Raw genomic sequence first — 20,831 nt, 5'->3', positions numbered from 1 at the left:
CGACGGGAGCAAATCCGTGAAAGATTTATTAAAGTTTCTGAAAGCGCAGACTAAAACCGAAGAGTTTGATGCGATCAAAATTGCTCTGGCTTCGCCAGACATGATCCGTTCATGGTCTTTCGGTGAAGTTAAAAAGCCGGAAACCATCAACTACCGTACGTTCAAGCCTGAGCGTGACGGCCTTTTCTGTGCACGAATTTTCGGGCCAGTAAAAGACTACGAGTGCCTGTGCGGTAAGTACAAGCGCCTGAAACACCGTGGTGTGATCTGTGAGAAGTGCGGCGTTGAAGTGACCCAGACCAAAGTGCGCCGTGAGCGCATGGGCCACATCGAACTGGCATCTCCAACTGCGCACATCTGGTTCCTGAAATCTCTGCCGTCCCGTATCGGCCTGCTGCTGGATATGCCGCTGCGCGATATCGAACGTGTTCTGTACTTCGAATCTTATGTGGTTATCGAAGGCGGTATGACGAACCTGGAACGCCACCAGATTCTGACCGAAGAACAGTATCTGGACGCGCTGGAAGAGTTCGGTGACGAATTCGACGCGAAGATGGGTGCGGAAGCTATTCAGGCCCTGCTGAAGAGCATGGACCTTGAGCAAGAGTGCGAGCAGCTGCGTGAAGAGCTGAACGAAACCAACTCCGAAACCAAGCGTAAAAAGCTGACCAAGCGTATCAAACTGCTGGAAGCGTTCGTTCAGTCTGGTAACAAACCAGAGTGGATGATCCTGACCGTTCTGCCGGTTCTGCCGCCAGATCTGCGTCCGCTGGTTCCGCTGGATGGTGGTCGTTTCGCAACGTCGGATCTGAACGATCTGTATCGTCGCGTTATTAACCGTAACAACCGTCTGAAACGTCTGCTGGATCTGGCTGCGCCGGACATTATCGTACGTAACGAAAAACGTATGCTGCAGGAAGCGGTAGATGCCCTGCTGGATAACGGTCGTCGCGGTCGTGCGATCACCGGTTCTAACAAACGTCCTCTGAAATCTTTGGCCGATATGATCAAAGGTAAACAGGGTCGTTTCCGTCAGAACCTGCTCGGTAAGCGTGTTGACTACTCCGGTCGTTCTGTTATCACCGTAGGTCCATACCTGCGTCTGCATCAGTGCGGTCTGCCGAAGAAAATGGCACTGGAGCTGTTCAAACCGTTCATCTACGGCAAGCTGGAACTGCGTGGCCTGGCCACCACCATCAAAGCCGCTAAGAAAATGGTTGAGCGTGAGGAAGCTGTCGTTTGGGATATCCTGGACGAAGTTATCCGCGAACACCCGGTACTGCTGAACCGTGCACCAACACTGCACCGTCTGGGTATCCAGGCATTTGAACCGGTACTGATCGAAGGTAAAGCTATCCAGCTGCACCCGCTGGTTTGTGCGGCATATAACGCCGACTTCGATGGTGACCAGATGGCTGTTCACGTACCGCTGACGCTGGAAGCCCAGCTCGAAGCGCGTGCGCTGATGATGTCTACTAACAACATCCTGTCTCCAGCGAACGGTGAACCAATCATCGTTCCTTCTCAGGACGTTGTATTGGGTCTGTACTACATGACCCGTGACTGTGTTAACGCCAAAGGCGAAGGCATGGTGCTGACTGGCCCTAAAGAAGCTGAGCGTATCTATCGCGCTGGCCTGGCCTCTCTGCATGCGCGTGTCAAAGTGCGTATCACTGAATATGAAAAAGATGCTAACGGCGAATTCGTTGCGAAAACCAGCCTGAAAGACACGACCGTTGGCCGTGCCATTCTGTGGATGATCGTACCGAAAGGTCTGCCTTTCTCCATCGTCAACCAGGCGCTGGGTAAGAAAGCGATCTCCAAAATGCTGAACACCTGTTACCGCATTCTGGGTCTGAAGCCGACGGTTATCTTCGCTGACCAGACAATGTACACCGGCTTTGCATATGCAGCGCGTTCAGGTGCATCTGTTGGTATCGATGACATGGTTATCCCAGAGAAGAAACACGAGATCATCTCTGAAGCGGAAGCCGAAGTTGCTGAGATCCAGGAGCAGTTCCAGTCTGGCCTGGTTACCGCGGGCGAACGCTATAACAAAGTTATCGATATCTGGGCTGCGGCGAACGATCGTGTATCCAAAGCGATGATGGATAACCTGCAAACCGAAACCGTGATTAACCGTGACGGCGTAGAAGAGCAGCAGGTTTCCTTCAACAGCATTTACATGATGGCCGACTCCGGTGCGCGTGGTTCTGCAGCACAGATTCGTCAGCTGGCAGGTATGCGTGGTCTGATGGCGAAGCCAGATGGCTCCATCATCGAAACGCCAATCACCGCGAACTTCCGTGAAGGTCTGAACGTACTCCAGTACTTCATCTCTACTCACGGTGCGCGTAAAGGTCTGGCGGATACCGCACTGAAAACAGCGAACTCCGGTTATCTGACGCGTCGTCTGGTTGACGTTGCGCAGGATCTGGTTGTGACCGAAGACGATTGTGGCACCCTCGAAGGTATCACCATGACCCCGGTTATCGAGGGTGGTGATGTTAAAGAGCCGCTGCGCGATCGCGTACTGGGTCGTGTAACCGCGGAAGACATTCTGAAGCCGGGTACCGCAGACATTCTGGTTCCACGCAACACGCTGCTGCACGAACAGTGGTGTGACCTGCTGGAAGCGAACTCTGTTGACTCTGTGAAAGTTCGTTCCGTTGTATCTTGTGACACCGATTTCGGTGTATGTGCGCACTGCTATGGTCGTGACCTGGCGCGTGGCCACATCATCAACAAAGGTGAAGCAATCGGTGTTATCGCGGCACAGTCCATCGGTGAACCGGGTACACAGCTGACGATGCGTACGTTCCACATCGGTGGTGCGGCATCTCGTGCGGCTGCTGAATCCAGCATCCAGGTGAAAAACAAAGGTAGCATCAAGCTCAGCAACGCGAAGTCTGTTGTTAACTCCGCAGGCAAGCTGGTTGTGACCTCTCGTAACACCGAGCTGAAGCTGATCGACGAATTCGGTCGTACCAAAGAGAGCTATAAAGTGCCTTACGGTGCTGTTATGGCTAAAGGTGATGGCGAGCAGGTTGCCGGCGGTGAAACCGTTGCAAACTGGGATCCACACACCATGCCGGTTATCACCGAAGTAAGTGGTTTCATCCGCTTCACTGACATGATCGACGGCCAGACCATTACTCGTCAGACCGACGAGCTGACCGGTCTGTCTTCTCTGGTCGTTCTGGACTCTGCTGAGCGTACTGCCGGTGGTAAAGATCTGCGTCCTGCACTGAAAATCGTTGATGCTCAGGGTAACGACGTTCTGATCCCTGGTACCGATATGCCTGCGCAGTACTTCCTGCCGGGTAAAGCGATTGTACAGCTGGAAGATGGCGTACAGATCAGTTCTGGTGACACCCTGGCGCGTATTCCTCAGGAATCCGGCGGTACCAAGGACATTACCGGTGGTCTGCCACGCGTTGCGGATCTGTTCGAAGCACGTCGTCCGAAAGAGCCTGCAATCCTGGCTGAAATCAGCGGTATCATCTCCTTCGGTAAAGAGACCAAAGGTAAACGCCGTCTGGTTATCACCCCAGTAGATGGCAGCGAGCCGTACGAAGAGATGATTCCTAAGTGGCGTCAGCTCAACGTGTTCGAAGGTGAACGTGTAGAACGTGGTGACGTGGTTTCCGACGGTCCAGAAGCGCCGCACGACATCCTGCGTCTGCGTGGTGTGCATGCTGTTACTCGTTACATCGTTAACGAAGTACAGGACGTATACCGTCTGCAGGGCGTTAAGATTAACGATAAACACATTGAAGTTATCGTTCGTCAGATGCTGCGTAAAGCAACCATCGATAGCGCGGGCAGCTCTGAGTTCCTGGAAGGCGAGCAGGTTGAATACTCACGCGTCAAGATCGCTAACCGCGATCTGGAAGCGAACGGCAAAATCGCTGCGACCTTCTCGCGCGATCTGCTGGGTATCACCAAAGCGTCTCTGGCAACCGAGTCCTTCATCTCTGCAGCATCGTTCCAGGAGACCACGCGTGTCCTGACCGAAGCCGCTGTAGCAGGTAAGCGTGATGAACTGCGCGGTCTGAAAGAGAACGTTATCGTGGGTCGTCTGATCCCGGCGGGTACCGGTTATGCGTACCATCAGGATCGTATGCGTCGTCGTGCTGCAGGCGAACTGCCAGCTGCACCGCAGGTAACTGCTGAAGATGCATCCGCGAGCCTGGCAGAGCTGCTGAACGCAGGTCTGGGTGGTTCTGACAACGAGTAATCGTTGATTCAGCAAATAAAAAACCCGCTTCGGCGGGTTTTTTTATGTCTGCATATTTTTCAGTTTATCAGCGGTAGCCGACGATACAGCTCAATCATATCGCCCGCCAGGTCCTGAATGACCATCGCGTTCATCAGGTGATCCTGAGAGTGGACGGTGATCAGGTTAACCGGCAGCTTTCCGGTCCCTTCATCAAGACCAATCAGTTGCGTCTGGATGGTGTGGGCATGTTTCACGTATTCACGCGACTCTTCCATCGCCTTTTCGGCTTCGTCAAAGTCACCTTTACGGGCCATCTGCAACGCCGTAAGGGCAGCACTGCGCGCTGCTCCCGCGTTGACCAGCAGTTCCATGATCGTTGTTTCTAAATCTTCCACGGGTCACTCCAGTAATTTAAGCGCTTTTTCCAGGACGACATCACCTTTCATCATGCCGTAATCCATCATGTCGATCACCGCGACCTTTTTACCCAGCGGATCGGCCTGCGCCTGAAGTTTAGCCTGCTCGTATTTAACCTGTGGCCCCAGCAATACGATGTCAGCCGTCGCGATATTATCTTTAAACTCCGCAACCGGAACGGCTTTAATGGTGACTTCAACTCCTTTTTTCTGCGCGGCGTCTTTCATACGTTGAACCAGCATGCTGGTTGACATTCCCGCTGCACAGCATAAAACGATGTTCTTCATAATCAGCCTCGATCTACATGTGTTTATTGATAATTATCCCGTGCAGACCGCTTCAACAACCGCTTTACCGCGATTGTGTGTCAGGCATCACAAAGAAATGGGTGATTTTCTGAAACCGGTTACAATTTTGCATGAAAGCGCACGCTGCCCGTCGAAACGGACAGCGTGGGAGGGAAGAAATTAACGGATGGAGGTCTGAAGGATGCGGTTTTTACCCTGTTGTTTTGCGCTGTAAAGTGCGTTATCCACGCTCCCTACAAATTGCTCCAGCGGTTCGAAATGCCATTCCCCCAGGCCTGCACTGAACGTGACCTGCAGGTTTTCTTCGCGCCAGACGCGTTTTTCAATGGTGGTACGCCACGCTTCCAGCAACGAGATTGCATCAGCAATTTGCGCAGCCTGGAAGACCACCGCAAACTCTTCTCCACCGTACCGGTACACCGAGATGTGGTGCGGTTGCATGATCTGGATCCCTTCACGCGCCACGTTACGCAGGACAATATCGCCGCTAAGGTGGCCCCAGGTATCGTTGATTGATTTGAAGTTATCGATGTCCACCAGCGCCAGTGCGAAAGGCTGTTGAGCCGCCATTAACTCTTCCATATCGGTATCAAACGCGCGGCGGTTTTTGCAGCCTGTGAGCGCATCGTGGGTTGCCTGGCGGACATATGCCATCTCACGCTCTTTATTCGACTGGATGGTATGACTCAGCATCGCTTCCAGACGCGGTGCCTGGCTGACGTCGCCAGTTTTGATGGCGTTGATAATATGCATCAGCACGGTACGCGAGGCATGGCGAAGGTACAAACCGAAGAGAATGATAATAATCGCCGCCAGTGCAAATCCCCAGCCAACGATAGTGGTTTCGTGGCGGGTAATATCCGTCAGGGTCGCGCCAGAGACCCGGTAGATGACAAACCAATCCGGGTTAGTGAAGGAGTAGTAGTAATACCAGGTTTTACTTTTCCGGTCGTATAAATGCCCCTCGCCGCTGGTCATTTTGTCCATCAGCGCTTCGCTCACGTATTTTTTGAACAGCGCGCCCGTGTCAGGATGAAGCACCACGGTTCCGTCGCGCTCGACGACGAAGAATTCCCCTTGTACAGGGGCCACCATCTGTCGAAGGGTATACCCCATCGACGCCAAATCAAGATGAAAGGCCAGGGTTCCCTTGAGTCTGCCTTCTGTTGAAATCAATGGCTTATAAAGCGTGACCGTTGGATGTCCGGTAAAGTAGTCCATATAAGGGTGGGTATAATGGCTGAAAATACTGGCTTCCGCGTGGGCGACAAACCACGGGCGCGTCCGCGGATCGACGTTTTTACTCTTTTCCGTGGGAGGCGCTTCTGGAACGTGCAAATAATGCCCTTCCGTGTCGGCCAGCGAGATGGATGACACGGTCGGCATCAGGTTTTGCAAATGCATCAACATCTGCAACCCTTGCGTCGGGTTGACGTTCAGCGTCTCATTCAGTATTTCGTTGCGGGAAAAGTACATCGCAGAACGACCAAGAATATAGTCGTTTTCACGCAACATTGATTCGGTATAGTTAACCGCCAGATTATGCGTAAAATTACCATTAATTTTATGATAATCCTCAAGAAAATCCTTTCGCTGCGAAAGCGTAACCACGACAGCGATCAGTGCAAAACTGCACAGTATCCCCGCGAAGCTGGCCATTATTGGCCGGGTAAAAGAGAGTTTTTTGCTGTGAAGTGCCATGAGTTGTACATCATTCCTGAGGGTGAATGCTTTTCGTCTGCCGATATCCTCTCAGCATAGTCGCAGTCCTGCGGTTAGCTGTGAATTATACGGAACACGATTTCAGACGAGATGATTTATCTTAAGAATGGCTAAGAAATTACTCATAAAATCAGAAATTCAGTGAGCACGATAAGTCAGAGGCAGGGCGAAACGAGGAAGAAGCTTTTCGCCCTGGTCAGCGTCCGTTGCTGACCACATGACAATAAAAAACCGGACGATAGCTGACAATCATCCGGTTGTGACTCTCCGTGCCGACTCGTTTTATTTCTGCGGAGTTGCAGTATGTTTCAGCGTAATTGCGAGGCTCTTCCCAGCCAGCTGTCCCAGTCTTTCCAGACCGGCTGCAGCCCCTGCGCGCTCAGGGCCGCGGCGACCGCTTCCGGACGTCGTCCATCATGCGGGGCAAACTGCTCCAGTTCAGGGTGATCATCGGCGTAACCGCCCGGCTGTGTTTTGGAAAATGCGCTCACGTTGTTTATCGCAAGCGGGATCACGCGGTCGCGGAACGCCGGTGATTCACGTGTTGAGAGCGATAATTCAACCTCCGGGGCAAGCAGGCGAAACGCGCAGATCGTTTGTACCAGCTGGCGCTCGTCCATGAGTGAGGCCGGTTCAATCCCGCCAGCACACGGGCGCAGCCGGGGGAAGGAGATGGAGTAGCGGCTCTGCCAGTAGTGCTGCTGAAGCCACAACAGATGTTCCGCCACCATGTAACAATCCACGCGCCAGCTATCGGAAAGCCCAATCAGCGCACCAAGACCAATTTTGTCGATCCCGGCACGTCCGAGCCTGTCCGGTGTTTCAAGGCGGAAGAAGAAGTCCTGTTTCTTGCCCTTCAGGTGATGCCGGGCGTAGGTCGCTTCGTGGTACGTTTCCTGATAGACCATCACTCCATCCAGTCCGAGCGTTTTGAGCTCCGCATACTCATCCTGCGACAGGGGCTGCACTTCCATCTGCAACGAGGCGAACTGACGACGAATGGCAGGAAGGTGCTGGCGGAAATAGTCCATTCCGACTTTGCCCTGGTGCTCTCCGGTGACCAGCAGGAGATGCTCGAAGCCCATTTCCCGGATAGCCGCACACTCGCGCGCGATCTCCTCCTTATCAAGCGTCTTACGCTTAATGCGGTTGCTCATGGAGAAGCCGCAGTAGGTACAGTCATTGGCGCACAGGTTTGAGAGATAGAGCGGGACGTAAAAGCTCACCGTGTTGCCAAAGCGCTGTCGGGTGAGACGCTGGGCGCGCTGGGCCATCGGCTCCAGATAAGCGCTGGCCGCAGGGGAGAGCAGGGCCATTAAATCGTCGCGGGTCAGATGGCGCGCATTCAGTGCGCGCTCGACGTCGACCGGCGTTTTGCTGTTGATGCGCAGGGCAATGTCGTCCCAGTTAAGCTGCCGCCAGCGGTCGGTAAAGGTGGTCATGAGATTGCCTCCAGAAAACCGGTCAGCGGGCTGGTGGCCTGCGCCTGAAAACTGCGCGAGCCAGGGCCTGATTGCCGTGCCAGCAGGCCAGCCTCCACCGCCATGCGAAACGCGCGCGCCATCATGACCGGATCGTCGGCAACCGCGATGGCCGTGTTCACCAGCACCGCGTCCGCCCCCATCTCCAGCGCCTGCGCGGCATGGCTTGGTACGCCAATACCCGCATCCACCACCACCGGCACGGTGGCCTGCTCAATGATGATCTCCAGCATTGCCCGGGTTTCCAGCCCCTGGTTGGAGCCAATAGGCGCGCCCAGCGGCATAACGGCGGCGCAGCCAACATCTTCCAGACGTTTGCAGAGTACCGGATCGGCACCGCAGTAAGGCAGAACGATGAACCCTTGTTGTACCAACTTTTCTGCCGCTTTCAGCGTCTCGATCGGGTCGGGCAACAGCCAGCGAGCATCCGGGTGAATTTCCAGCTTCAGCCAGCGTGTGCCGAGCGCTTCACGCGCCAGTTGAGCGGCGAAAATGGCCTCTTCGGCCGTTTTCGCGCCGGAAGTATTTGGCAGTAGCGTGACGCCAGCTTCCAGTAAAGGCGCCAGAATGGCATCACTATGATGGCGCAGATCCACGCGTTTTAACGCCAGCGTGACCAGCTGGCTGCCGCTTTCACGGATGGCATCAACCATCAGCTGGGGTGATGCGAATTTCCCGGTTCCGGTAAACAGATGTGAATCAAAGACTTTATCGGCAATACGTAACATCTCAGCCCCCTGCGATAACCTGAAACAGCAGGATCTGGTCGCCTTCACTGACCTGCTGATGTTCCCACTGCTCGCGCGGCAGGATCTGTTGATTGAGCGCCAGCGCCGTTCCCGGCTTGAGCTGGCGCAGTTTATCGAGCAGCACGGCAACGGTGAGCCCGTCCTCGCATTTCATCGGCTCATCGTTAAACAGAATGCGCATTGCCGCCTCCGCATACCGGGCAGTGGCTGGCACGGTGTAACGCCAGATGACGCCATCCGCTGGAGCGGGCGTCAAATAACCGCAACGTGTTGCGCTCGGTCTCCATTCCGCTGAGCAGCTTGATGGCCTCGAGCGCCTGCAGGGTACCCATCACCCCCACAACCGGGCCAAGAATGCCCGCGGTGCGACAGTTACGCTCTGGCTCAGCATCGTCTGGCCACAAACAGCGATAGCAGCCCTGCGCCCACGGCGGTGTCAGGACCATCATCTGCCCGCCGAATCCCACCGCGCTGGCGGTGATAAGCGGCGTATTTTTTGCGACACAGGCGGCGTTGATCGCCTGGCGGGTTGCCATATTGTCGGTGCAGTCCAGCACCACGTCGGCCAGGGCGACTTCTCGGAGCAGATTGTCGCCGCTGAGCCGCTCCTGACACGCAATGAGCTCAATATCCGGGTTCAGCTGGTTCAGACGCTGGCGGGTAATGTGTACTTTGGGCTGGTTGATATCCTCGGTGGTGAAGAGGATTTGACGCTGCAGGTTGCTAAGATGCACCTCGTCGTCATCGGCCAGTACCAGCGTGCCCACGCCTGCACCGGCCAGATAGAGCGCGGCAGGCGCGCCTAATCCGCCCAGCCCGACAATCAAAACCCGGCTGGCGAGTAGCTTTTGCTGCCCGTCGATGGCGATATCCTCCAGCAGGATCTGGCGGCTATAGCGCATAAAGTCACGATCATTCATCGCCTGCTCCTGCCAGTTGTAAGAGCTGCCGGGTGGCGGCCTGCCAGTCTGCGGCCTGGGTGATGGCACTGACGACGGCGATACTGCCGACACCGGTATCCAGCACGGCCGGAGCGCGTTCAAGGCTAATCCCGCCGATGGCCACGGTCGGGTACTGCGCAAGACGCTTCACGTGAGCCGCCAGCTGTGCCAGCCCTTGTGGCGCGGAGGGCATCTGTTTAGTTTGCGTCGGGAAGACGTGTCCAAGCGCAATGTACGAAGGGCGTGCCGCCAGTGCCACGTCAATCTCCATATCGTCATGGGTCGAGACACCCAGGCGCAAACCGGCTTCCCGGATGGCCTTCAGGTCTGTGGTCTCCAGGTCCTCCTGACCCAGATGCACGCCGTAGGCCTGGTGCTTTATCGCCAGTCGCCAGTAGTCGTTGATAAACAGGCGGGCGTGATACCGACGCCCCAGCGCGATGGCGGCGGCGACATCGTTCTCCACCTCCTCATCGCGTTTATCTTTGATGCGTAGCTGCAGCGTGCGTACACCTGCCTCCAGCAGGCGGGCAATCCACTCCACGCTGTCCACCACCGGGTAGAGCCCTAAACGAAAGGGCACGGGTGGGAAATCGGACTGGTACATTACGCCTCCTCTTTTTTGAGGTAGATTTCGCCGCCTTTCGCGCGGAAGGTTTCTGACATATCCGCCATGCCCACTTCAATGGCTTGCGCGGCGGCGTAGTCACGCACCTCCTGGCTGATCTTCATCGAGCAGAATTTTGGCCCACACATGGAGCAGAAATGGGCCACTTTGCCGGACTCCTGCGGCAGGGTTTCGTCGTGATAGGCGCGGGCGGTAAACGGGTCGAGCGCGAGGTTAAACTGATCTTCCCAGCGGAATTCAAAGCGGGCCTTCGACATCGCGTTATCGCGAATTTGCGCGCCCGGATGGCCTTTCGCCAGGTCCGCAGCGTGGGCGGCAATTTTGTAGGTGATAAGCCCCTGCTTCACGTCCTCTTTGTTGGGCAGACCGAGGTGCTCTTTTGGCGTCACATAGCAGAGCATGGCGCAACCGAACCAGCCGATCATCGCCGCACCAATTCCGGAGGTGAAGTGGTCGTAACCCGGGGCAATATCGGTGGTCAACGGCCCCAGGGTATAGAATGGTGCTTCATGGCAGTGCTCCAGTTCTTCCGTCATATTGCGGCGGATCATCTGCATGGGGACATGGCCCGGGCCTTCAATCATCACCTGCACGTCATACTCCCAGGCGATTTTGGTCAGCTCGCCCAGCGTGTGAAGTTCGGCAAACTGCGCTTCGTCGTTGGCATCACGAATGGAACCAGGGCGCAGGCCGTCGCCCAGCGACAGCGAGACGTCGTAAGCGGCACAGATTTCGCAGATCTCGCGGAAGTGTTCGTAGAGGAAGTTTTCCTGATGATGAGACAGACACCACTTCGCCATGATTGAGCCCCCGCGCGAGACAATGCCGGTCAGACGCTTCGCGGTCATCGGCACGTAGCGCAGCAGCACCCCCGCGTGGATGGTGAAGTAGTCTACACCCTGTTCAGCCTGCTCCAGCAGCGTGTCGCGGAACGCTTCCCAGGTGAGGTTTTCAGCGATACCGTTCACTTTCTCCAGCGCCTGATAGACCGGCACCGTTCCGATAGGCACCGGGCTGTTACGCAGGATCCACTCGCGGGTTTCGTGGATATAACGCCCGGTGGAGAGATCCATTACCGTGTCCGCGCCCCAGCGCGTTGACCAGACCAGCTTCTCGACCTCTTCTTCGATGGAGGAGGTGACCGCGGAGTTACCGATATTGGCGTTGACCTTCACCAGGAAGTTGCGGCCGATAATCATCGGTTCGGATTCCGGGTGATTGATGTTGGCGGGGATAATCGCGCGGCCAGCGGCCACTTCATCGCGCACAAACTCCGGGGTGATGTTTTCCGGCAGGCGGGCACCGAAACCTTCGCCCGGATGCTGGTGGCGCAGCACTTCGCTACGGATGCGCTCACGGCCCATGTTTTCACGGATGGCGATAAACTCCATCTCCGGGGTGACGATCCCCTGACGCGCATAGTGCAGCTGGGTAACGCATTTGCCCGCTTTCGCACGTTTCGGCGTCAGCAGGCCCGCGAAGCGCAGTTCGTCCAGGCCGTCGTCGGCCAGACGCTCTTTGGTGTAGGCAGAGCTGCGAACCGTCAGTTCTTCGCAGTCGTTACGCGCGTCAATCCAGCGCTGGCGAAGTTTTGCCAGCCCCTGCTGCACGTTAATGGCCACATCAGGGTCGCCGTACGGGCCAGACGTGTCGTACACCGGCACGGCTTCGTTGTCTTCATACTGCGGGTTTTCTTTGCTGCCGCCAAGAAGCGTCGGGCTAAGCTGGATTTCGCGCATCGGAACGCGGATATCCGCCTGAGAGCCGGTGATGTAAATACGCTTAGAGTTCGGGAAAGCGGTGCCTTCCAGGGTGTCGATGAAGTGTTGGGCGTGTGCGCGCTGTTCGCGGCGGGTCAGTTTAGTAGTAGACATAGCTCATTCCAAAAGTGAAGGACATGGCTTGTCAGACGACGGATGAAGCAAGAGGAGATCGCCCGGGGGCGATACTACAGCAGTTTTACTCTTGTTCCCTTCGCAGGTATTAGCCTGATCAGGTTCCGCGGATCCCGAATTAACGGTCTCAGCCCGTGCTTTCACACTGGGCACTCCGACAAGAAATTTACACGCCATCGTTCATGCTATCGCATGAATGATTTCGTGTAATACCCCCTCCTGAGAGGGGCGAATGTTTGTAAACTACTCGTTAACGATCAAGAACTCAAGCAGGCCGCGCGATGTTATCTTCGTTGCTGGCCTTAGAATCGTTATCCAGTACGAGGGCGATCAGCTTATCCTCCAGCGAGAATCGCTCTTCCAGCGCTTCGCCGAGATCGGACAGCGCCTGTTGAAACTCAAGGTAGTTGTCGTGATCGATGGCGTTCTCGAGTGTGGAATCGTAGTAATTCATGATCTGCTGGGTATTGGCTTCCAGCAGCGGGTAGAGTTTGGATGCCGTTAAATACGGGCTAGTGCCTTCCATTTCGCGGATAATGCGTTCATAAATATTGAAATGGCCGTCGGACAGGTAGTCGACCAGGCTCTGACAAAAATCATCCAGCGCTTTTTCATTCAGTCGCATAAACGATTCTTTGCCAGGCTTAATACCGACCAGATTGTAATAAGCCACGAGTAGATGCTTGCGCACATGTAGCCAGCGATCCACCAGTTTGTTACTTCCTCTAACGCGCTCAGTCAGGCTTTCTAGCTGGTTTAACATGTTCGACTCCGCAAGGTTTAGAATTGATTCTGCTTATCCAAAATGTAACCACAATGCTAACAACATGTCAGTGAAGCGAAGGTAGTGCAATAGATATGGATCGTATTATTGAAAAATCAGATCTGGGTTGGTGGATTGTCAGTCACGAACAAAAATTATGGCTGCCCGGTGGGGAAATACCCCATGGCACTGCCGATCGTTTCGATCTCGTTGGTCAGCCTGCGCTGAAGATCGGCGAGTGGCAAGGGGAGCCGGTGTGGTTGATCCAGCAGCCTCGCCGCCAGGACATGGGATCCGTTCGTCAGGTGCTGGATCTTGATGTGGGCCTGTTCCAGCTGGCAGGCCGTGGCGTGCAACTGACCGAGTTTTACCGATCGCATAAATACTGCGGCTACTGCGGGCATACCATGCACCCGAGCAAAACCGAGTGGGCCATGCTCTGCAGCCACTGCCGTGAACGCTATTATCCGCAGATTGCGCCGTGCATTATCGTCGCTATCCGGCGTGACGATTCCATCCTGCTGGCACAACATACCCGCCATCGCAACGGCATTCATACTGTTCTTGCCGGGTTCGTTGAAGTGGGCGAAACGCTGGAGCAGGCGGTGGCGCGTGAAGTGATGGAAGAGAGCGGGATCCGGGTGAAGAACCTGCGTTACGTAACGTCTCAGCCGTGGCCGTTCCCGCAGTCGCTGATGACGGCGTTTATGGCCGAATACGATAGCGGTGAGATTGTTATCGACCAGAAAGAGCTGCTGGACGCGAACTGGTACCGTTATGACGATTTGCCACTGTTACCCCCGCCGGGAACGGTAGCCCGTCGGCTGATAGAAGATACCGTGGCGATGTGTCGGGCCGAGTATGAGTAGTGTTACACTCACGGACTGACGCAATAAGGAACTGCAAAATGACCGAACTGAAGAACGATCGTTATCTGCGTGCGCTGCTGCGCCAGCCCGTTGATGTCACCCCGGTGTGGATGATGCGCCAGGCGGGGCGCTATCTGCCAGAGTACAAAGCCACGCGTGCGCAGGCGGGTGATTTTATGTCGCTGTGCAAAAATGCCGAGCTGGCCTGCGAAGTGACGCTCCAGCCGCTGCGCCGCTACCCGCTGGATGCCGCTATTCTCTTTTCGGACATTCTGACCATTCCGGATGCCATGGGCCTTGGGCTCTATTTCGAAACCGGTGAAGGTCCGCGTTTCACCTCCCCGATCAAAAGCAAAGCCGACGTTGATAAGCTGCCGGTACCGGATCCTGAGCAGGAGCTGGGGTATGTGATGAACGCCGTGCGCACAATTCGCCGTGAACTGAAAGGCGAAGTGCCGCTGATTGGCTTCTCAGGCAGCCCGTGGACGCTGGCGACCTATATGGTGGAAGGTGGCAGCAGCAAAGCCTTTACCGTCATTAAAAAGATGATGTACGCGGAGCCACAGGCGCTGCATACGCTGCTCGACAAGCTGGCGAAGAGCGTCACACTCTATCTTAACGCGCAGATTAAAGCAGGCGCGCAGTCGGTGATGATTTTCGATACCTGGGGCGGCGTGCTGACCGGGCGCGATTACCAGCAGTTCTCGCTGTATTACATGCATAAAATCGTCGATGGCCTGCTGCGTGAAAACGAAGGTCGCCGGGTGCCGGTGACGCTGTTCACCAAAGGCGGCGGGCAGTGGCTGGAAGCCATGGCCGCAACCGGCTGTGACGCGTTGGGTCTCGACTGGACAACCGATATTGCCGATGCGCGCCGTCGCGTGGGTGACAAAGTGGCGCTGCAGGGCAACATGGACCCGTCTATGCTCTATGCTCAGCCTGCCCGTATTGAGGAAGAGGTGGCCTCCATTCTCGCTGGTTTCGGCCAGGGCGAAGGACACGTGTTCAACCTCGGGCACGGTATTCATCAGGATGTACCGCCAGAACACGCTGGCGCGTTTGTGGAGGCGGTGCACCGACTTTCTGCACATTATCATCAGTAAGGAGTGGTTATGGATCTCGCGTCATTACGCGCTCAACAGATAGAACTGGCCTCATCTGTGATCCGTGAGGATCGTCTGGACACAGACCCGCCGCAGTACATTGGCGGAGCAGATGTGGGGTTTGAGCAGGGAGGTGAAGTGACGCGGGCGGCAATGGTGCTGCTGAAGTATCCCTCGCTGGAACTGGTGGAGTACAAGGTGGCGCGTATCGCCACCACCATGCCGTACATTCCTGGCTTTCTCTCATTCCGTGAATATCCCGCGCTGCTGGCAGCGTGGGAGCAACTCTCGCAAAAACCCGACCTGCTGTTTGTCGACGGCCATGGTATCTCTCATCCGCGCCGCTTAGGTGTCGCCAGCCATTTTGGGCTGCTGGTGGATGTCCCCACCATTGGTGTGGCTAAAAAACGCCTGTGCGGTGCGTTTGAGCCGCTCTCCGCCGAGCCAGGCGCGCTGGCACCTCTCATCGATAAGGGTGAGCAACTGGCGTGGGTCTGGCGCAGTAAAGTGCGTTGTAACCCCCTGTTTATCGCCACCGGGCATCGGGTGAGCACGGACAGTGCGCTGGCCTGGGTGCAACGCTGCATGAAAGGGTATCGCTTACCGGAGCCCACCCGCTGGGCTGATGCGGTAGCGTCAGGGCGTCCGGCTTTTACGCGTTGGCAAGAAATTCAGTGATGATTCAGGTAAACTGCGGCTAATTTTCGATTCGAGACCTCATCATGCTACAAAACCCGATTCATCTGCGCCTTGAGAAGCTGGAAAGCTGGCAGCACGTGACTTTTATGGCTTGCCTGTGCGAGCGCATGTATCCCAACTATGCCGCGTTCTGCAAGCAGACAGGCTTTGGTGAAGGGCAGATTTATCGCCGCATCCTGGATTTAATCTGGGAGACGCTGACGGTCAAAGACGCTAAGGTGAATTTCGACTCTCAGCTTGAAAAGCTTGAAGAGGCGATCCCGGCGGCGGATGACTACGACCTGTATGGTGTCTATCCGGCCATTGATGCCTGCGTGGCATTAAGCGAACTGATTCATTCCCGTCTGAGCGGTGAAACGCTGGAGCATGCTATCGAAGTCAGCAAGGCATCCATTACGACCGTCGCGATGCTGGAAATGACCCAGGAAGGTCGGGAAATGACCGACGAAGAGCTGCGAGTGAACCCCGCGGTTGAGCAGGAATGGGATATCCAGTGGGAAATTTTCCGCCTGCTGGCAGAGTGTGAAGAACGCGATATTGAGCTGATAAAAGGGCTCCGTGCGGACTTACGTGAGGCTGGTGAGAGCAATATTGGTATAATTTTTAACCAATGAGACAACAAAACTTGATATAACGCTCGTTTTGTCGCTCCTCGACTCTTCCCTTTCGCCCCTTGTCTGGTCTACATTTGGGGGGCGAAAAAAAGTGGCTATCGGTGCGTGTATGCAGGAGAGTGCTTTTTTGGCATTTTCGTCGCACTCGATGCTTAGCAAGCGATAAACACATTGAAAGGATAACTTATGAACAAGACTCAACTGATTGATGTAATTGCGGACAAGGCTGATCTGTCTAAAGTGCAGGCTAAAGCTGCTCTGGAATCTACCCTGGCTGCTATTACTGAGTCTCTGAAAGAAGGTGATGCTGTACAACTGGTTGGTTTCGGTACCTTCAAAGTGAACCACCGCGCTGAGCGTACTGGCCGCAACCCGCAGACCGGTAAAGAAATCAAAATCGCCGCAGCTAACGTGCCGGCATTTGTTTCTGGTAAAGCACTGAAAGACGCTGTTAAGTAAGACGCGTGGCAGTGAACAGTTTTAACGAAGGGGCGGCAACGCCCCTTTTGTCTGTCTGGCGCGGTCTTTTCGCGCTGGCGGGCGTGATGTTTCTGTCCGCCTGTAGCCACGACACCTCTCTGCCACCGTTTACCGCCAGCGGCTACGCTGACAACCAGGGCGCGGTGAGGATCTGGCGCAAAGATTCTGACGGCGAAGTGCATCTGCTTTCTGCTTTCAGTCCGTGGCATAACGGCAATACGTCGACCGCGGAGTATCGCTGGCAGGGCGATGACCTGTCGCTGATAGAACTGAATGTCTACAGCAAGACCCCCGAACATGTGAAAGTGCGTTTTGATGACCATGGCGAGCTGAGCTTTATGCAGCGGGAAGTCAGCGGTCAAAAACAGCAGCTTTCCAGCGATCAAGTCGCGCTCTATCGTTATCGTGCCGAACAAATCCGCCAGACCAGCGATGCGCTGCGTCAGGGACGCGTTGTGCTGCGCCAGGGGCGCTGGCATGCCGATGGCACGGTAACAACCTGCGAAGGGCAAACCGTTAAGCCTGAGCTTGAAGCCTGGGCAACCGAACATATTGAGCGCCGTCAGCGGCATTCATCAATGGAAGTGAGTGTGGCGTGGCTGGAAGCGCCGGAAGGTTCTCAACTGCTGCTGGTCGCGAACGAAGACTTCTGCACCTGGCAGCCGACAGAAAAGAGTTTTTGAGTGACGTCCCCTCTCCCTGACGGGAGAGGGGCTGGCTGAAGAATTACTCGCCCTGCTCACGCGCAATTGCGCGATAGCCGATATCCTGGCGGCTAAAGCTACCGTTCCAGTGAATATCTGCCATCAGCGCATAGGCACGCTTCTGTGCTTCTGCAACGGTGTGACCCAGCGCGGTCGCACACAGTACACGGCCGCCATTGGTCAGCACGCGATCGTCGTCAGACAGCTTTGTGCCGGCGTGGAATACCTTCGCGCCTTCCAATTCTTCCAGCGGTAAACCGTGGATCTCATCACCGGTATTGTAATTGCCCGGATAACCGCCTGCAGCAATCACCACCCCCAGAGAAGCACGTTCATCCCACTCAGACGTTTTCTCATCCAGCTTACCTTCACAGGCGGCAAGACACAGTTCCACCAGGTCAGATTTCATGCGCAGCATGATTGGCTGCGTTTCCGGATCGCCGAAGCGGCAGTTGAACTCAATCACCTTCGGATTGCCCTGTTTGTCGATCATCAGGCCTGCATAGAGGAAACCGGTGTAAGTATTACCCTCGGCAGCCATGCCTTTGACGGTTGGCCAGATAATGCGGTCCATGGTGCGCTGATGCACTTCGTCAGTGACCACAGGGGCAGGGGAGTAAGCGCCCATACCGCCGGTGTTCGGCCCGGTATCTGCATTGCCAACGCGTTTATGATCCTGGCTGGTGGCCATCGGCAGAACATGCTCGCCGTCGACCATCACGATAAAGCTCGCCTCTTCACCGTCAAGGAACTCTTCAATCACGATGCGATGGCCCGCATCGCCAAAGGCGTTGCCTGCCAGCATATCCTGAACCGCGGCTTCGGCTTCCTCGAGCGTCATCGCCACGATAACGCCTTTACCGGCGGCCAGACCGTCGGCTTTGATAACGATAGGCGCACCTTTTTCACGTAAGTAAGCCAGGGCTGGCTCTACTTCGGTGAAATTCTGATATTCCGCCGTCGGGATGTTATGACGTGCGAGGAAATCTTTGGTGAAGGCTTTCGAACCTTCCAGCTGTGCAGCCCCTTCCGTTGGGCCGAAGATTTGCAGGCCAGCAGCCCGGAAGGCGTCAACGACGCCAATCACCAGCGGCGCTTCCGGACCCACGATGGTCAGATCGATTTTCTCCTGCTGAGCAAAGCTCAACAGGGCCGGGATATCGGTCACGCCGATAGCGACGTTCTGTAACGTGGGTTCCAGCGCAGTACCGGCATTACCCGGTGCCACAAAGACGGTTTTTACCTGCGGCGACTGGGCCGCTTTCCACGCCAGAGCGTGCTCGCGCCCGCCATTACCAATGACTAATACTTTCATTTTCTGCTCCGTGGATTAATGGCGGAAGTGACGCATGTCGGTGAAGATCATCGCAATACCGTGTTCGTCAGCAGCGGCAATGACTTCGTCGTCACGGATTGAGCCGCCAGGCTGGATAACACAGGTAATGCCCACTGCCGCAGCAGCGTCGATACCGTCACGGAACGGGAAGAAGGCGTCAGAAGCCATTGCCGAGCCTTTCACTTCCAGACCTTCATCGGCCGCTTTGATACCGGCAATTTTCGCGGAGTAAACGCGGCTCATCTGGCCTGCGCCTATTCCGATAGTCATGTTCTCTTTTGCATAGACAATCGCGTTGGATTTCACGAACTTCGCAACCTTCCAGCAGAACAGCGCGTCACGCAGTTCCTGCTCGGTAGGCTGGCGTTTCGTCACGACGCGCAGATCGCCCGCGGTGACCATGCCCAGATCGCGATCCTGAACCAGCAGACCGCCGTTCACGCGTTTGAAGTCCAGACCCGGTACGCGCTCAGCCCACTGGCCACACACCAGTACGCGCACGTTCTGTTTTGCCGCGGTGATTTTCAGGGCTTCGTCGGATGCAGATGGAGCGATGATCACTTCGACAAACTGACGGGAGATGATGGCCTGTGCTGTGTCAGCGTCCAGCTCGCGGTTGAAGGCGATAATGCCGCCGAATGCGGAGGTTGGGTCGGTTTTATACGCGCGATCATAAGCGTCGAGAATGGAGGTGCTTACCGCTACGCCACATGGGTTCGCGTGCTTCACGATTACGCAGGCGGGTTCACTGAACGCTTTCACGCACTCGAGCGCTGCATCGGTGTCAGCGATGTTGTTATAGGAGAGTGCCTTGCCCTGAACCTGCTGTGCGGTCGCAACAGAGGCTTCTTTTACCTCTTCTTCTATATAGAAGGCAGCCTGCTGGTGGCTGTTCTCTCCGTAACGCATATCCTGCTTCTTAATGAAGTTCAGGTTCAGCGTACGCGGGAAGCGGCCGGAAGGTTCAGTGCTTTCGCCATGATAAGCAGGCACCAGGCTACCGAAGTAGTTGGCGATCATGCTGTCGTACGCGGCGGTGTGCTCGAATGCTTTGATGGCGAGGTCGAAACGCGTCTCCAGCGTCAGCGACCCTTCGTTGGCATCCATCTCATTAATAATGGTGTTGTAGTCGCTGCTCTTCACCACGATGGCAACATCTTTATGGTTCTTAGCCGCTGAGCGCACCATGGTTGGGCCGCCGATATCAATGTTTTCGACGGCGTCTTCCAGAGAGCAGCCTTCGCGGGCAACGGTCTGTGCAAACGGGTAGAGGTTAACGACGACCATGTCGATTGGCGCGATATCATGCTTTTCCATAATGCCGTCGTCCTGGCCGCGACGACCAAGAATACCGCCGTGGACCTTCGGGTGCAGGGTCTTGACGCGTCCATCCATCATTTCCGGAAAACCGGTGTAATCGGACACTTCGGTTACCGGCAGACCTTTCTCTGCTAACAGGCGAGCGGTACCACCTGTAGAAAGCAGCTCCACACCGCGTGCAGAAAGTGCCTGAGCGAATTCGACGATACCGGCTTTATCAGAAACACTGAGCAGAGCGCGGCGGACTGGACGACGTTGTTGCATGGTAAATCCCCTGGATTTCACGATTACAGAGAGCGTTAGATGAATTTTCCAGCGAAAAACTCATCTAACACACCTGACGAGGCATCCTTGTTAAGCGCGAGCATTTTAACGAAAACGTTTGCGCAACGCTCGCGAATTTTCACTTTTTCGTATCTCTGTGGATAAGTCTGTGTGTAAAAGGGTATAAGGCGGGGTTTTGCTGGGGAATGCAGCAGTCAGTCATTTTTCTGTCATTTAGCGGTTGCGGCCTGCAGAGAACTCCCTATAATGCGCCTCCATCGACACGGCGGATGTGAATCACTTCACAGATAACCCG

General features: G+C 55.5%; 18 protein-coding genes, 2 pseudogenes and 1 riboswitch. Of the genes and pseudogenes, 7 read left to right on the top strand and 13 right to left on the bottom strand.

Annotated features, from left to right (window positions below; genetic code table 11):
* Positions 1-16 precede the first annotated feature (16 nt).
* Positions 17-4,240 carry a DNA-directed RNA polymerase subunit beta' gene (gene rpoC / locus QMG44_RS23765; protein WP_014168156.1) on the top strand — a complete coding sequence of 1,408 codons (4,224 nt, stop codon included), beginning with the start codon at positions 17-19 and terminating at the stop codon, positions 4,238-4,240.
* Between the two features lie 59 nt (positions 4,241-4,299).
* Here rpoC and QMG44_RS23760 read toward each other — a convergent pair whose 3' ends face one another.
* The 10 genes from QMG44_RS23760 to QMG44_RS23715 form a co-directional block, all read right to left on the bottom strand.
* On the bottom strand, positions 4,300-4,617 hold the full coding sequence (locus QMG44_RS23760; protein ID WP_014168157.1) for a PTS lactose/cellobiose transporter subunit IIA: 318 nt from the start codon (positions 4,615-4,617) through the stop codon (positions 4,300-4,302).
* A 3-nt stretch (positions 4,618-4,620) separates the two neighbouring features.
* Positions 4,621-4,926 (bottom strand): PTS sugar transporter subunit IIB, encoded by a 306-nt coding sequence (locus tag QMG44_RS23755; RefSeq protein ID WP_014068453.1) that lies wholly within the window; start codon positions 4,924-4,926, stop codon positions 4,621-4,623.
* A gap of 180 nt (positions 4,927-5,106) precedes the next feature.
* The gene (locus QMG44_RS23750) at positions 5,107-6,648 is read right to left on the bottom strand and encodes a sensor domain-containing diguanylate cyclase (protein ID WP_086533124.1); all 1,542 of its coding nucleotides are present in this window, start codon (positions 6,646-6,648) and stop codon (positions 5,107-5,109) included.
* A gap of 329 nt (positions 6,649-6,977) precedes the next feature.
* Positions 6,978-8,111 carry a 2-iminoacetate synthase ThiH gene (gene thiH, locus QMG44_RS23745; protein ID WP_047356136.1) on the bottom strand — a complete coding sequence of 378 codons (1,134 nt, stop codon included), beginning with the start codon at positions 8,109-8,111 and terminating at the stop codon, positions 6,978-6,980.
* Positions 8,108-8,878 carry a thiazole synthase gene (thiG, locus tag QMG44_RS23740; protein WP_014168160.1) on the bottom strand — a complete coding sequence of 257 codons (771 nt, stop codon included), beginning with the start codon at positions 8,876-8,878 and terminating at the stop codon, positions 8,108-8,110. Before thiG ends, thiH begins: the two co-directional genes overlap by 4 nt.
* A gap of 1 nt (position 8,879) precedes the next feature.
* The gene (gene thiS, locus QMG44_RS23735; RefSeq protein WP_014168161.1) at positions 8,880-9,080 is read right to left on the bottom strand and encodes a sulfur carrier protein ThiS; all 201 of its coding nucleotides are present in this window, start codon (positions 9,078-9,080) and stop codon (positions 8,880-8,882) included.
* A complete protein-coding gene (locus tag QMG44_RS23730; RefSeq protein ID WP_032679364.1) occupies positions 9,064-9,819 on the bottom strand; it encodes a HesA/MoeB/ThiF family protein in 756 nt (251 codons plus the stop codon). The genes thiS and QMG44_RS23730 overlap by 17 nt, the downstream gene beginning before the upstream one ends.
* Positions 9,812-10,447: a thiamine phosphate synthase gene (thiE, locus tag QMG44_RS23725; RefSeq protein ID WP_047954905.1), complete on the bottom strand. Its 636-nt coding sequence runs from the start codon at positions 10,445-10,447 to the stop codon at positions 9,812-9,814. The genes QMG44_RS23730 and thiE overlap by 8 nt, the downstream gene beginning before the upstream one ends.
* On the bottom strand, positions 10,447-12,342 hold the full coding sequence (thiC, locus tag QMG44_RS23720) for a phosphomethylpyrimidine synthase ThiC (protein WP_044857196.1): 1,896 nt from the start codon (positions 12,340-12,342) through the stop codon (positions 10,447-10,449). Before thiC ends, thiE begins: the two co-directional genes overlap by 1 nt.
* 78 nt (positions 12,343-12,420) lie before the next feature.
* A riboswitch (TPP riboswitch) is annotated at positions 12,421-12,530 on the bottom strand.
* 98 nt (positions 12,531-12,628) lie between these two features.
* Entirely contained in the window at positions 12,629-13,126 is a 498-nt protein-coding gene (locus QMG44_RS23715) for an Rsd/AlgQ family anti-sigma factor (protein WP_014168165.1), read from the bottom strand.
* A gap of 95 nt (positions 13,127-13,221) precedes the next feature.
* Here QMG44_RS23715 and nudC point away from each other — a divergent pair.
* A pseudogene (gene nudC, locus QMG44_RS23710) lies at positions 13,222-13,974 on the top strand (NAD(+) diphosphatase); the annotation flags it as partial.
* Here the strand turns inward: nudC and QMG44_RS24355 are convergent.
* Positions 13,943-14,032: pseudogene (locus QMG44_RS24355) on the bottom strand (hypothetical protein); the annotation flags it as partial. The pseudogenes nudC and QMG44_RS24355 overlap by 32 nt on opposite strands.
* A gap of 1 nt (position 14,033) precedes the next feature.
* Between QMG44_RS24355 and hemE the strand changes: the two are divergent.
* The 5 genes from hemE to QMG44_RS23685 all read left to right on the top strand — a co-directional run bounded on the left by hemE (position 14,034) and on the right by QMG44_RS23685 (position 17,574).
* The gene (gene hemE / locus QMG44_RS23705; RefSeq protein WP_020882986.1) at positions 14,034-15,098 is read left to right on the top strand and encodes a uroporphyrinogen decarboxylase; all 1,065 of its coding nucleotides are present in this window, start codon (positions 14,034-14,036) and stop codon (positions 15,096-15,098) included.
* Positions 15,099-15,107: 9 nt separating this feature from the next.
* A complete protein-coding gene (nfi, locus tag QMG44_RS23700) occupies positions 15,108-15,776 on the top strand; it encodes a deoxyribonuclease V (RefSeq protein WP_086533126.1) in 669 nt (222 codons plus the stop codon).
* Between the two features lie 44 nt (positions 15,777-15,820).
* Positions 15,821-16,411, top strand: a complete 591-nt coding sequence (locus QMG44_RS23695) for a YjaG family protein (protein ID WP_014168169.1) — start codon at positions 15,821-15,823, stop codon at positions 16,409-16,411.
* A 186-nt stretch (positions 16,412-16,597) separates the two neighbouring features.
* Positions 16,598-16,870 (top strand): nucleoid-associated protein HU-alpha, encoded by a 273-nt coding sequence (gene hupA, locus QMG44_RS23690; RefSeq protein WP_002445246.1) that lies wholly within the window; start codon positions 16,598-16,600, stop codon positions 16,868-16,870.
* An 11-nt stretch (positions 16,871-16,881) separates the two neighbouring features.
* Positions 16,882-17,574: a DUF1481 domain-containing protein gene (locus QMG44_RS23685; protein ID WP_086533127.1), complete on the top strand. Its 693-nt coding sequence runs from the start codon at positions 16,882-16,884 to the stop codon at positions 17,572-17,574.
* Positions 17,575-17,617: 43 nt separating this feature from the next.
* Here the strand turns inward: QMG44_RS23685 and purD are convergent, their stop codons facing one another.
* Together purD and purH are read right to left on the bottom strand one after the other, a co-directional pair.
* Positions 17,618-18,910, bottom strand: a complete 1,293-nt coding sequence (gene purD, locus QMG44_RS23680) for a phosphoribosylamine--glycine ligase (RefSeq protein WP_032679369.1) — start codon at positions 18,908-18,910, stop codon at positions 17,618-17,620.
* Positions 18,911-18,925: 15 nt separating this feature from the next.
* The gene (purH, locus tag QMG44_RS23675) at positions 18,926-20,515 is read right to left on the bottom strand and encodes a bifunctional phosphoribosylaminoimidazolecarboxamide formyltransferase/IMP cyclohydrolase (protein ID WP_032679371.1); all 1,590 of its coding nucleotides are present in this window, start codon (positions 20,513-20,515) and stop codon (positions 18,926-18,928) included.
* Positions 20,516-20,831 lie beyond the last annotated feature (316 nt).

The sequence above is a fragment of the Enterobacter sp. 200527-13 genome (assembly GCF_027924865.1).
Classification (GTDB): domain Bacteria; phylum Pseudomonadota; class Gammaproteobacteria; order Enterobacterales; family Enterobacteriaceae; genus Enterobacter; species Enterobacter ludwigii.
The sequence above is the reverse complement of the archived record's forward strand: the minus strand, read 5'-3'. Positions and strand labels throughout refer to the sequence as shown.

Coding starts and splice junctions, on each gene's coding strand:
- purH (WP_032679371.1), bottom strand. CDS start 20,515: ATGCAACAACGTCGTCCAGTCCGCCGCGCTCTGCTCAGTGTTTCTGAT.
- QMG44_RS23715 (WP_014168165.1), bottom strand. CDS start 13,126: ATGTTAAACCAGCTAGAAAGCCTGACTGAGCGCGTTAGAGGAAGTAAC.
- thiE (WP_047954905.1), bottom strand. CDS start 10,447: ATGTACCAGTCCGATTTCCCACCCGTGCCCTTTCGTTTAGGGCTCTAC.
- thiH (WP_047356136.1), bottom strand. CDS start 8,111: ATGACCACCTTTACCGACCGCTGGCGGCAGCTTAACTGGGACGACATT.
- thiC (WP_044857196.1), bottom strand. CDS start 12,342: ATGTCTACTACTAAACTGACCCGCCGCGAACAGCGCGCACACGCCCAA.
- thiG (WP_014168160.1), bottom strand. CDS start 8,878: ATGTTACGTATTGCCGATAAAGTCTTTGATTCACATCTGTTTACCGGA.
- purD (WP_032679369.1), bottom strand. CDS start 18,910: ATGAAAGTATTAGTCATTGGTAATGGCGGGCGCGAGCACGCTCTGGCG.
- QMG44_RS23695 (WP_014168169.1), top strand. CDS start 15,821: ATGCTACAAAACCCGATTCATCTGCGCCTTGAGAAGCTGGAAAGCTGG.
- QMG44_RS23755 (WP_014068453.1), bottom strand. CDS start 4,926: ATGAAGAACATCGTTTTATGCTGTGCAGCGGGAATGTCAACCAGCATG.
- QMG44_RS23750 (WP_086533124.1), bottom strand. CDS start 6,648: ATGGCACTTCACAGCAAAAAACTCTCTTTTACCCGGCCAATAATGGCC.
- nfi (WP_086533126.1), top strand. CDS start 15,108: ATGGATCTCGCGTCATTACGCGCTCAACAGATAGAACTGGCCTCATCT.
- hupA (WP_002445246.1), top strand. CDS start 16,598: ATGAACAAGACTCAACTGATTGATGTAATTGCGGACAAGGCTGATCTG.
- QMG44_RS23730 (WP_032679364.1), bottom strand. CDS start 9,819: ATGAATGATCGTGACTTTATGCGCTATAGCCGCCAGATCCTGCTGGAG.
- thiS (WP_014168161.1), bottom strand. CDS start 9,080: ATGCGCATTCTGTTTAACGATGAGCCGATGAAATGCGAGGACGGGCTC.
- hemE (WP_020882986.1), top strand. CDS start 14,034: ATGACCGAACTGAAGAACGATCGTTATCTGCGTGCGCTGCTGCGCCAG.